10 protein-coding genes and 1 rRNA gene are annotated in these 11,407 nt (G+C 29.8%); all 11 read right to left on the bottom strand.

Translation table 11 applies throughout. The annotated features are described in order from the left end of the window. Positions 1 to 74, bottom strand: a 16S ribosomal RNA gene (locus tag NSA58_RS09190); the annotation flags it as partial. A gap of 266 nt (positions 75 to 340) precedes the next feature. After that, positions 341 to 526 carry a hypothetical protein gene (locus NSA58_RS09185; protein WP_039680027.1) on the bottom strand — a complete coding sequence of 62 codons (186 nt, stop codon included), beginning with the start codon at positions 524 to 526 and terminating at the stop codon, positions 341 to 343. 295 nt (positions 527 to 821) lie between these two features. Then, positions 822 to 2,342 carry a lysine--tRNA ligase gene (gene lysS, locus NSA58_RS09180; protein WP_052233017.1) on the bottom strand — a complete coding sequence of 507 codons (1,521 nt, stop codon included), beginning with the start codon at positions 2,340 to 2,342 and terminating at the stop codon, positions 822 to 824. A 51-nt stretch (positions 2,343 to 2,393) separates the two neighbouring features. Next, positions 2,394 to 2,870: a transcription elongation factor GreA gene (gene greA, locus NSA58_RS09175; protein ID WP_039680026.1), complete on the bottom strand. Its 477-nt coding sequence runs from the start codon at positions 2,868 to 2,870 to the stop codon at positions 2,394 to 2,396. A 97-nt stretch (positions 2,871 to 2,967) separates the two neighbouring features. After that, positions 2,968 to 3,945, bottom strand: a complete 978-nt coding sequence (dusB, locus tag NSA58_RS09170; protein WP_074429832.1) for a tRNA dihydrouridine synthase DusB — start codon at positions 3,943 to 3,945, stop codon at positions 2,968 to 2,970. A 173-nt stretch (positions 3,946 to 4,118) separates the two neighbouring features. Then, positions 4,119 to 4,886 carry a type III pantothenate kinase gene (locus NSA58_RS09165; protein WP_074429831.1) on the bottom strand — a complete coding sequence of 256 codons (768 nt, stop codon included), beginning with the start codon at positions 4,884 to 4,886 and terminating at the stop codon, positions 4,119 to 4,121. 17 nt (positions 4,887 to 4,903) lie between these two features. After that, the gene (locus NSA58_RS09160; protein ID WP_039680023.1) at positions 4,904 to 5,506 is read right to left on the bottom strand and encodes an ECF transporter S component; all 603 of its coding nucleotides are present in this window, start codon (positions 5,504 to 5,506) and stop codon (positions 4,904 to 4,906) included. Between the two features lie 210 nt (positions 5,507 to 5,716). Next, a complete protein-coding gene (locus NSA58_RS09155; protein ID WP_039680022.1) occupies positions 5,717 to 6,685 on the bottom strand; it encodes a P1 family peptidase in 969 nt (322 codons plus the stop codon). Then, entirely contained in the window at positions 6,678 to 7,655 is a 978-nt protein-coding gene (locus tag NSA58_RS09150; RefSeq protein ID WP_074429830.1) for a biotin--[acetyl-CoA-carboxylase] ligase, read from the bottom strand. The genes NSA58_RS09155 and NSA58_RS09150 overlap by 8 nt, the downstream gene beginning before the upstream one ends. A gap of 109 nt (positions 7,656 to 7,764) precedes the next feature. Next, positions 7,765 to 9,741: an ATP-dependent zinc metalloprotease FtsH gene (gene ftsH, locus NSA58_RS09145; RefSeq protein WP_039680020.1), complete on the bottom strand. Its 1,977-nt coding sequence runs from the start codon at positions 9,739 to 9,741 to the stop codon at positions 7,765 to 7,767. Positions 9,742 to 9,773: 32 nt separating this feature from the next. After that, positions 9,774 to 11,159 (bottom strand): tRNA lysidine(34) synthetase TilS, encoded by a 1,386-nt coding sequence (gene tilS, locus NSA58_RS09140; RefSeq protein ID WP_039680019.1) that lies wholly within the window; start codon positions 11,157 to 11,159, stop codon positions 9,774 to 9,776. Between the last annotated feature and the right edge of the window lie 248 nt (positions 11,160 to 11,407).

Genomic DNA, 11,407 nt, shown 5'->3' with positions numbered 1-11,407 from the left:
GAGAATCGCTCGACTTGCATGTGTTAGGCACGCCGCCAGCGTTCATCCTGAGCCAGGATCAAACTCTCATAAAAAAGTTGTCCATTGCTCAGACTAATCATTATCTGAATATCTGGCTTGGTTTGTTTGTTGTTTCAATTTAATTCTTAAAGAATTAATTTATTGTTAACCTACTGTTTAATTTTCAAAGTTCTTTGCTTGTTTCAGCTTCTTTATTTTACCAAAGCTGTTTTTCTTTGTCAACCACTTTTTTTAATAAACTTTGTTGACCTTTTGCCCTCGTCTTAAGGACAAGTAATACTATATCATCTACAAAGCAATTGGTCAACAGTTTTCTTATTTATTTTGCTATTTTATTTTTATAAACATATGCATTACTTGCACTTGCTGGTTTTTTATTATTCTTTTTATTATTAAAACTCACTTTATTAAATAGTTTAAATATATCCTCACATATAAAAATCATCACTTGGAAAGATAAAAAGCATATACTTATAAGACATACCCATGACATAATTTGGTTCATTTTCATTGCCCCTTTCGTATAACATTAATTTTTATATTTATTTCTAAGTGCTTATTATTTTTTCCTTTATTATTTTTTCCTTTATTATTTTCATAATAAAATAGCATTTTGTCTTTTTTATCATTTTAAATTAGCTAACAACATTTTTTGTTCATATTTTTTATGTTTTACTGTTGATATAATAATTAATTTTTGTGATAAAAATAGTTATATTTAGTACAAAATTTATGCATAATAAAAAGCTCATATTTATATAACTAATAAAAGTTAATAAGTATGAGCTTTTACATTAAAATTATTCTTCTATTTGATTTTTATTTTGATCTATTGGCTTCATAGTTGGGAATAATATTACGTCTCTTATTGACGCTGAGTTAGTAAGTAACATCATAACTCTATCTATACCTATTCCAAGTCCACCTGTTGGAGGTAAGCCTACTTCTAATGCATTTATGAAGTCTTCGTCCATATCACAAGCTTCGTCATCACCTAACTCTTTCTTTCTCATTTGATCCATAAATCTTGCTTTTTGGTCGATTGGGTCATTAAGTTCAGAGAATGCATTAGCTAATTCCCATTTATTTGCAAAAGCTTCGAATCTATCAGTTTTTCTTGGATCCTCAGCATTTCTTTTAGCAAGAGGCGATACCTCAACTGGATGATGAGTTATAAATGTTGGTTGTATTAATTTATCTTCACCAAATTCTTCGAAGAATGCATTTATAACTTCTCCTCTTCTCATTCCAGGAATTATTTCTATTCCTTTTTCTCTAGCTATTGCTAAAGCTTCTTCATCTGTATCTATTGTGTCAAAGTCAACACCAGTGTATTCTTTAACACATTCTATCATAGTCATTCTTCTCCAAGGTGGTTTGAAATCTATTTCAGTTCCTTGGTAATTTACAACTGTACTTCCTGTAGCTACTTCTGCCATATGAGATATTAATTCTTCAGTTATTCTCATCATATCTTCATAATCAGCATAAGCTTGATATAATTCCATAGCAGTATATTCTGGATTATGTTTAATAGACATACCTTCGTTTCTAAACATTCTACCCATTTCATATACTTTGTCAAATCCACCTACTATTAATCTTTTTAGGTATAATTCATTTGCTATTCTTAAGTACATAGGTATATCTAATGTATTGTGATGTGTAACAAATGGTCTAGCATTAGCTCCACCAGCAATAGTATTTAATATTGGAGTTTCAACTTCTAAGAATCCTCTTTGATCTAAGTAACTTCTTAATGCTTTTAATGCTTTTGTTCTTGTTAAGAAAGCATCTTTAACTTCTGGATTAACTATTAAGTCAACATATCTTTGTCTATATCTGATATCTTGGTCTTTTAACCCATGATATTTTTCTGGTAATACTTGTAGTGATTTAGATAATAAAATTACAGCAGTAGCTTTTACTGATATTTCTTCTTTTTTAGTTTTGAAAACTTCGCCTTCTAAACCTATGATATCTCCTATATCATAAGTTTTGAAAAGATCATATTCTTCTTCACCTATTCTATCTTTTCTTACGTAACATTGTATTCTACCTTCTTGGTCTTGGATATCTATAAATCCTGCTTTACCTTGAAGCCTCTTACTCATTATACGTCCAGCTATTTTAACAACTTTTCCTTCCATTTCTTCAAAGTTATTTTTTATATCCATAGAATAATTAGTTCTATCATATCTACTTTGAACAAATGGGTCTCTTCCCATCTCTTGTAATTTAGATAACTTTTCTCTTCTTACTTTAAGCACTTCTGTAAGGTCTTCTTGGTTATCAATCACATTTTGTTGATCTTTATTCATTTTTTTCCTCCAAGTTTACTCTTATTAAATTTTCTTAAGTTATATTTTAACTTATCTTTTTATGTCTAGTATTTTGTATATTACAACACCATTTGGAACTTGAATCTCTACTTCATCGTCTTTTTGCTTTCCTATGAACGCTTTTCCTACTGGTGATTCATTTGATATTTTTCCATTGTATGGATCAGCTTCTGCAGAACCTACTATTGTATATTCTACTTCTTCATCAAAATCAGTATCATAAACTTTTACTGTTGATCCAACTGTTACTATAGTACTGTCTATTTGACTCTCATCTATTATAACAGCTTTTCTTAACATATTTTCTAATTTAACTATTCTTTCTTCAACTTGAGCTTGCTCATTTTTAGCTTCATCGTATTCAGCATTTTCCGATAAGTCTCCAAATGAAATGGCTACTTTTATTCTTTCTGCAACTTCTTTTCTTTTAACTGTTTTTAGGTACTCTACTTCTTCTTCTATTTTGTTATAACCTTCTTGTGTAAGTATCTCTTGTTTTTCTACCATAACCCCTACAACTCCTTCTATATATTTTTAAAACATGCTTATTCAACACATTTTACATTTATTCCTATTGATTTATTATGCGCTATATTATAAGTCACTATCCTATTTGTGTCAAGGAGTGTTGCATGTACTCTTCTAACATAATAATTACTTCTTTATAATCTGTTATTTTATTAATTTGATCTCTATATTTAGCAGAATTTTTTAAACCTTTTAAATACCAACCTATATGTTTTCTCATTTCTCTTACTGCAACATAATCTCCATGTTCAGCTACTGCTAAGTTCATGTGCCTTATTGCTGTAGTTATTTTTTCTTCCAATGTTGGTTCAGGTAATACCTCTCCTGTTTTCATATAATGATTTATTCTTTTAAATATCCAAGGGTTACCCTGTGAGCCCCTACCAATCATTATAGCATCACATTTAGTTTTTTCTAGCATATTTACTGCATCTTGAACTTCAAATACATCACCATTACCTATTACAGGTATATTTATAGCTTGTTTTATTTCAGATATTATATCCCAATCGGCTTTACCAGAATAAAATTGTTCTCTAGTTCTACCATGTATAGCTAGGGCACTTATCCCACATTCTTCTGCAATCTTTGCGATTTCAACTGCATTTATACAATCATCATCCCAACCTTTTCTTATCTTTAAAGTAACTGGTTTTTCTGAGTTTTTAACTACTGCACTTAAAACTTCTGCTGCTATCTTAGGATTTCTCATTAATGCAGATCCATCTCCATTTTTAACGACTTTAGGAGCTGGGCAACCCATATTTATATCAAGTATTTCATTAGGATATTGATTCATTATAGATGCAGCTTTTCCCATAAAGTCTGGATCTGATCCAAATATCTGAACTGCTACTGGATGTTCATCCTTTTCCATTTTTAGCATCTTCTTAGTATTTTCATCATCATAACAAAGAGCTTTTGCATTTATCATTTCCGTATAAAGCATGCCACATCCTTTTTCCTTACATATAGTTCTAAAAGGTAAGTCTGTTACACCTGCCATAGGAGATAAAAAAACTTCATTATCTAATTGGACGTTACCTATTTTCATCTTCTGTCTCCTTTAAATTATGAATTATTTATAATGATTAACATTTTTTCAAATTTTAATTAACTACTCTAAATATATTATTACAAATTCTCAAAATATACTATTATTATTTTGTATTGTATTATTTTTACATATTAAAAAGGAATTGGATTTAACCAATTCCTCAATAATTTTTATTTATTTTTTTCATATATTAATCTTAACCCTTCTAGAGTTAAGAATCTATCTACACAGTCTATGCTATCAGTTTCTGAATGAATAAGAGAAGATAATCCTCCTGTAGCTATAACCTTTACGTCTTCGCTACATAATTCTTTTTTCATTATTGATATTATTTTTTCTACCTGTCCAACATACCCATATATTATTCCTGATTGCATGGCTTCTACTGTAGTTTTACAAATAGTCTTTCCTGGCTTAACAAGTTCAACTCTAGGAAGTTTTGCTGCACCATTAAACAATGCTTCACTTGATATTTTAAGACCTGGACATATTGTTCCACCTAGATACTCTGATTTTTCAGATATTGCACAGAATGTAGTAGCGGTTCCAAAGTCTACTATTATAAGTGGACTTCCGTATTTTTCTATTGCAGCTACAGCGTTTACTATCCTATCTGACCCTACTTGTTTAGGATTGTCATATTTTATATTTAGTCCTGTTTTTATTCCAGGACCTACTATCATAGGCTTCTTTTCGCAATACTTTATACAAAAGTTCTCTAAAGCATGCATTACATTTGGGACAACTGAAGATATTATTACGTCATCAATCGATTTTAAATCTATTTTATCATAAGTTAATAAATTACTTATTAACATTCCATATTCATCAGATGTTTTGTGTATATCTGTACATATTCTCCAGTCTTTTACTAAAGTTTTTCCTTTATATACACCTATAACCATATTTGTATTTCCTACATCAAATACTAATAGCATATACTTAAACCTTCCTTCTATTTTTTGCCTTTTCTAATTAATGCCACTGATACTGCAGATACTATTAATCCTGCAACTAAAGCTTCTGGTACTCCACTTGTTAAAACAACTCCAAGTAATAGTTTCGCTGCACTTGAGCCTTGTTGTTCAATAAGTGCTAGGTATTTATCTGCATATAGTATATAAATCATACCTAAAACACCAGCTGTATTAGCAAGAGATCCTATTATACCTGCTATAAATCCTGATGCATATACTTTTTTACTTACTTTATATACACCTTGATATACGTAATAAGCTACTATTCCTATTAATATCCTAGGAAGTACAGATACTAGTGGATTATAAAACAATGGTGATAATACTACTGGTTGCGTTATTGCATTCCACAAACTTGTTAATCCAAATATCAACCCTATTATCGCTCCTACTACTGGACCTTCTATAATTGCTCCTATAATAACTGGTATATGCATTATAGTTGCTTTGATTGGCCCGATAGGTATATAACCTATAAATGGTAACATTGACATCATAATAGAAATTGCAGATAGCACTCCTATTACAGTCATCTTTCTTACATTCAGCCTTCTTTGTGCTGATGTTCGTGTGTTAATCATAATAAAAATACACCCCCGTTCCAGCTCTTAAAAGATGCCGGACTATTTTAGTTTTATTTAGTTTTGACTTTTGCGACTCTTAAATGTCAACCAAGTCAGACTCTTCATTAAGAAGATGTCAGCTATATAACAAGACAATTTTAACAGTGACTTTTTGTATTGTCAACAATATTATAAACATATATAAGGTAACTTTTTTATCTTATATTATTATTTGTTATTTTCTAATTCATTATAAGAAATAATATTTTTTATAGATTTTGCATTTTTTACAGCATTTATAATACTTTTTTCTACTACTTCTGCTGCTAAGCATCCTAATAAAGTAATATCTGAATCAACATCTATTTCTCCCGTTGACATAGTAAATATTGTATCTCCATCATGAGGAGTATGTATAGGAAATATTGATTTTGCATATCCATCATGGGCCATTTGGGACATCTTTTTACATTGTGCCTTTGTTAGTTTTGCATTAGTAGCAACTATACCTATAGTTGTGTTATCTATTTTAAATCCACCCTTCATAAATCCAGATTTCATTATTTCATAAGTATTTAGTAACTTTGTCTTATCATCATTTAGTACTCCTGCTATTACTTTTCCATTTTCATATATATCTCCAAAAGCATTAACTGCTATTAAAGCTGATACTACTACCCCATTGTCAAGCTTAATCGAATAACTTCCTATGCCACCTTTTGTTACATAGTCCAAACCTTTTACTTTTCCTACAGTTGCTCCACATCCAGCACCATAATTACCTTGCTTTAATTCAGTTTCACTAGCATTCAAGCAAGCTCTATATCCCATTTCTTTATCAGGTCTTACTTTATAATCTCCTACTCCTAAGTCAAATAATACAGCTCCTGTTACAATAGGTACTTTACAAACTCCAACATCAAAACCTATATTTTTTTCTTCTAAGTATTTGCTTACTCCACATGTAGATTCCAGTCCAAAAGCAGAACCTCCAGATAATACTACTGCATGAACTTTTTGAACTGAGTTTATTGGATCCAACAAATCAGTTTCTCTCGTTCCTGGTGCTGATCCCCTAACATCAACACCACAAGTTGCACCATCTTCACATATTACAACAGTACAACCTGTTAAAGCCTCTTTATTTTCTACTTGTCCAACCTTTAGCCCTTTTACGTCTAAAATGTTATTATACATATCCTTTAACTCCTCTTATTGAAACTTCACCTGACAAAATTTCTTGTACATTATTATTGCCATCTCTTACAATTAAATTTCCTTCATTGCTTATATCAATACATTTAACCAATTCTTTTTCATCACCTTTAATTATATATACATCTTTATTTATTATTGCAGAGTATTCTCTACAGATTCTTAGAGTTTCTTCTTTATAATTATTTTCAATATAATCCTTATATAATTTTTCAAACTCATAAAGAACTTGTGATATTATCTCAACCCTTGATATACAGTAATTTTCTTTATATAAAGATGTTGCTTTTTCTTCTAGTTCTTTATCAAAGTCTAAATTTTTAACATTCATACCTATTCCAACTACCACATAATTAACTCTTTCAATTTCAGCAGATAACTCTGTTAATATCCCACTTACTTTTTTATTATTTATAATAATATCATTTGGCCATTTAACCTTTGCAGGAACTTGTAAATTATTTAATGCTTTTACTATTGCTGCTCCTGCTATTAAAGTTATAAAAGGGGCTTTATATGGTATAATCTCTGGTTTAAGTATTATACTCATCCATATTCCTTCCTTAGACTTAGACTGCCAGTTTCTACCTAGCCTTCCCTTACCTTTCGTTTGTTCTTCACTTATAACTACAGTTCCTTCTTGAACATCATTTCCTATTTTCTTCAAATAATCATTAGTCGAATCTACACATTCGAGATGAATTATATTCTTACCTATAATTTCTGTTCTTAGGTTATGATAAATATTTTGAGGATTTAATAAATCCTTAGGTGAACTTATCAATCTATAACCTTTTTTATTAACAGATTCTATATCGTATCCTTCTTCTCGTAAAATATTAATATGTTTCCAAATAGCCGTTCTAGATATACCTAACTGCTTTGATAATTCTTCTCCTGATACAAAATCTTCACCACTATCTAAAATAACTTTTATTATTTTATCCCTCATACTTCACCTCTATTATTTTTCCTTTTTTATAAAGTTAATTATACACTAATTATTATATATATAAATAAAAAACAGGACTTTAATAAAAGTCCTGTTTTTCTATGTTAAATTATTTATTATCATCTTCTGGTAATTTAAACTCATCTAATTTCGAGTTGTTCAAATTATTTTTTTCTTCCTCATTAGATTCTTCTTGTATATCTTCTTCTATATCAATAACAACTTTTGATTCTTCTTTTTTCGCAAATACATCTTTTTCATCTAATGATAATTCTTCATTAAATGCTTGCATGAATTGCTCTGAATCTAATGTTTCATATAGCAATAATCCTTTTGCAACATAGTGTAATTTATCCATATTTTCTTTTAATATTCGTTTACACTCTGCATACGCATTTTCAACTATTTCTCTAACTTCTTTATCTATCTCATAAGCTATTTCTTCTGAGTAGTTTTTCTTAGTAGTTATGCTATTTCCTAAGAATACCTCGTCATCACTGTCTCCGTATACCATAGGACCCATTTTTTCACTCATACCATATTTTGTTACCATAGCTCTGGCTATTGCTGTAACTCTTTCTAAGTCGTTAGATGCTCCTGTTGAAATATCATCCATTATCAATTCTTCTGCAACCCTACCACCAAGTGCCATAACTATAGTTTCTAACATTTCATTTTTAGTACCATACATTTGATCTTCTTGTGGAAGAGGCTCCGTAAATCCACCAGCTCTACCTCTTGGTATTATAGTAACTTGGTGAACCGGACTTATATTTGGAAGTATATTCATACAAATAGCATGACCTGCCTCATGATAAGCTGTAAGCTTTCTATCTTTATCACTGATAACTCTAGATTTTTTAGCTACACCAACCATAACTTTTGTTATAGCTTCTTCTATAGTATCCATATGAATTTCTTTTTCTCTTTTTCTAGCTGTTAATATTGCAGCCTCATTCATTATATTCTCTATATCCGCAGGAGTAAATCCTGGAGTTCTCTTAGCTAATACTTCTTTGTTTACATCTTTTGCTAAAGGTTTATTTTTTGAATGAACTTCAAATATAGCCTCTCTACCTCTAACATCTGGTACACCAACCACTACTTCTCTGTCAAATCTACCTGGTCTAAGTAATGCTGGGTCTAGGATATCTGGTCTATTTGTAGCAGCCATAATGATTATTCCTTGATTAACGCCAAAACCATCCATCTCTACTAGAAGTTGGTTAAGAGTTTGTTCTCTTTCATCATGTCCTCCACCAAGTCCAGCTCCTCTTTTTCTACCAACGGCATCTATTTCATCTATAAATATTATTGCAGGTGCACTTTTCTTCGCTTGCTCAAATAAGTCTCTTACTCTTGATGCTCCAACACCTACGAACATTTCAACGAAGTCAGAACCACTTATGCTGAAAAATGGCACCCCAGCCTCTCCTGCAACGGCTCTTGATAAATATGTTTTTCCTGTCCCTGGAGGACCAACCATTAGTATACCTTTTGGAATTCTAGCACCTAAATTAATATACCTCTTGGGGTTCTTTAGGAAATCAACAACTTCCTGCAGATCTTCTTTTTCTTCCGACAGTCCCGCCACATCCTTGAATGTGACTCTTGTTTTTTCGTCATCTTTATGAACTCTTGCTTTGGATTTTCCAAAGCTCATAACCTTTCCGCCTCCACCTTGAGACTGATTCATAAAAACAAACCATATTATAATCATAAATCCAATCAGAAGAACAGTTGGTAGCATACTTACAAACCAAGGCGTTTGTGGTTTTGCCTCACCATCAAATACTAATTTATTTTCTACTGTTTGATCTAATATTTCATTTGCTAGTTTATCTCCTAATACTTCATTTGGTATATATGATGTGAACTCCTTATTTGAGTCTTTTATTGTTCCTTTCACAGAAGTTCCATCAACAAAGTGTATTTTTGATATATTTTCTTCCATTAAATTTTTATAAACTTCAGAAAACTTTAACTCTTCAATCTTAGTAGTTTGAGTACCAGAGAATTGGACTATTCCAATTATTATCATAAATAGTAACAGATAAAAACCTGCTCCTTTTAAAAATTTGTTCAAAAGAAGCCCTCCTTTCATAAGTTGTTTTCATTCTAAATTTTCTTAAAGCAAATCTTTAAGACTTCTTTTGTAGTTTCATCAACCTTATATGCTTCACTATTTCTAAAACTTCCAACACATAAAATTCCATTATCATCTTGTATTACTGGAACCTTACCTCTTTCTTCTTTTGGAATTTTTAAATCTATGAATAATTCTTTTAATTTTTTACTTCCCATAGAAAGCTTTATTTTATCCCCTGGCTTTCTACTTCTTACTACTATCCCCCCTTTAATTTTATTACAATCAAACCATTTTAATGATTTATCTCTTTTCAAAGCCTTATACCTATTTATAGGCATCGTTTCAGTTTCAATAATTACATTAGCTTCATGTATTTTGACAAACCCATTTTTAGGTATTTTATAAGAAAATTCTATTTCTTTAAATACAATTTCTTTTGTTGTAAATACTAACTTATTTTTTTGTCTATAAACAAATAATCCTCTTGGAAGAATTATTTTTTTATCAATTTTATTTTCCCCTTCTAGTTCTATAACTTCTTCTATATGTTTTTGGTCAATAAAATTTGTATCTCCTAAAACATATTTTATTCCATTTCTGATAATTCTACTTTTTAATGACTTATGTAAATTTCTATATTTATCTAACTTAATTTCTAAATTGTACCCATTTATAAAAGCTACTTCTTTAAATTTCTTAAAAGCTTCTTCTTCTATAAAATCATTATCATTTCTTAAACTATTACTCATTCTCACTATGGATTCTATTATATTAGAATTAAAATTATCCTTCATATATGGAATAAGTTCTAGCCTAATTTTGTTCCTTGTATATATGCTTTCTAGATTTGTAGCATCTAGCCTAGGATCTAATTTATGTTCTTCGCAATAAGCTTCTATTTCAGATCTTTCAATTTCTAAAATAGGTCTAATTATAATGTCATCTCTTATGTAGTCTATACCCTTTAATCCTTGTAAGCCTGTACCCCTCATCATACGCATTAAAACGGTTTCAGCTTGATCATTCATATTATGAGCTATAGCTATTTTATTTGCATTTAATTTTTCTTTTATTTCAAAGAACATTTCATATCTTAATTTTCTTGCTCCTTCTTCTAATGACAACTTATTATCCTTACAGTATTGAGGAACATTTATAGATTTAACAAAAAAAGTTATTCCTAAACTTTCACATAGCTGAGAAACATATAAAGCATCTTTTTGAGCTTCCATTCCTCTTATTTCATGATTTAAATGTGCTGCATAGACTTCTATATCTAAAACTTCTTTCAATCTATTTAATATATGTAATAAACAAACTGAATCAGGGCCTCCAGAAAGACCTAACACAATTTTATCTCCATTTTCTATTAAGTTGTATTTTTTTATCGTACTTAGCGTTTTCTCAAATATCATATTTTATACCTCATTACAATTAATTTTATCAATGATTAATTTAATTGCCTTACTTAGTTCTATCAAATTTTTAATTGATGAAATTCTTAACTACTAGTACTATTTTCTATAAAAAAACTTCAAATCCTTGTTTATATTTATCCTATTTTTAAAGAATTTTTTTAAACACTATAGTTATAATGATAACAAATAAATGAAACAAAAGGTAGTATTTTAACTACCTTTAATTTTATTTCATTAAAAATATT

Source organism: Terrisporobacter muris (assembly GCF_024621905.1).
In the GTDB taxonomy this organism is placed as follows: Bacteria; Bacillota; Clostridia; order Peptostreptococcales; family Peptostreptococcaceae; genus Terrisporobacter; species Terrisporobacter muris.
This window is presented reverse-complemented; position numbering and strand designations above follow the sequence as displayed.

Excerpts from the sequence above, each read along its gene's own strand:
- NSA58_RS09150 (WP_074429830.1), bottom strand. The coding sequence starts at position 7,655 with ATGAGGGATAAAATAATAAAAGTTATTTTAGATAGTGGTGAAGATTTT.
- lysS (WP_052233017.1), bottom strand. The coding sequence starts at position 2,342 with ATGAATAAAGATCAACAAAATGTGATTGATAACCAAGAAGACCTTACA.
- NSA58_RS09165 (WP_074429831.1), bottom strand. The coding sequence starts at position 4,886 with ATGCTATTAGTATTTGATGTAGGAAATACAAATATGGTTATAGGTGTA.
- NSA58_RS09160 (WP_039680023.1), bottom strand. The coding sequence starts at position 5,506 with ATGATTAACACACGAACATCAGCACAAAGAAGGCTGAATGTAAGAAAG.
- tilS (WP_039680019.1), bottom strand. The coding sequence starts at position 11,159 with ATGATATTTGAGAAAACGCTAAGTACGATAAAAAAATACAACTTAATA.
- greA (WP_039680026.1), bottom strand. The coding sequence starts at position 2,870 with ATGGTAGAAAAACAAGAGATACTTACACAAGAAGGTTATAACAAAATA.
- NSA58_RS09185 (WP_039680027.1), bottom strand. The coding sequence starts at position 526 with ATGAACCAAATTATGTCATGGGTATGTCTTATAAGTATATGCTTTTTA.
- NSA58_RS09155 (WP_039680022.1), bottom strand. The coding sequence starts at position 6,685 with ATGTATAATAACATTTTAGACGTAAAAGGGCTAAAGGTTGGACAAGTA.
- dusB (WP_074429832.1), bottom strand. The coding sequence starts at position 3,945 with ATGAAAATAGGTAACGTCCAATTAGATAATGAAGTTTTTTTATCTCCT.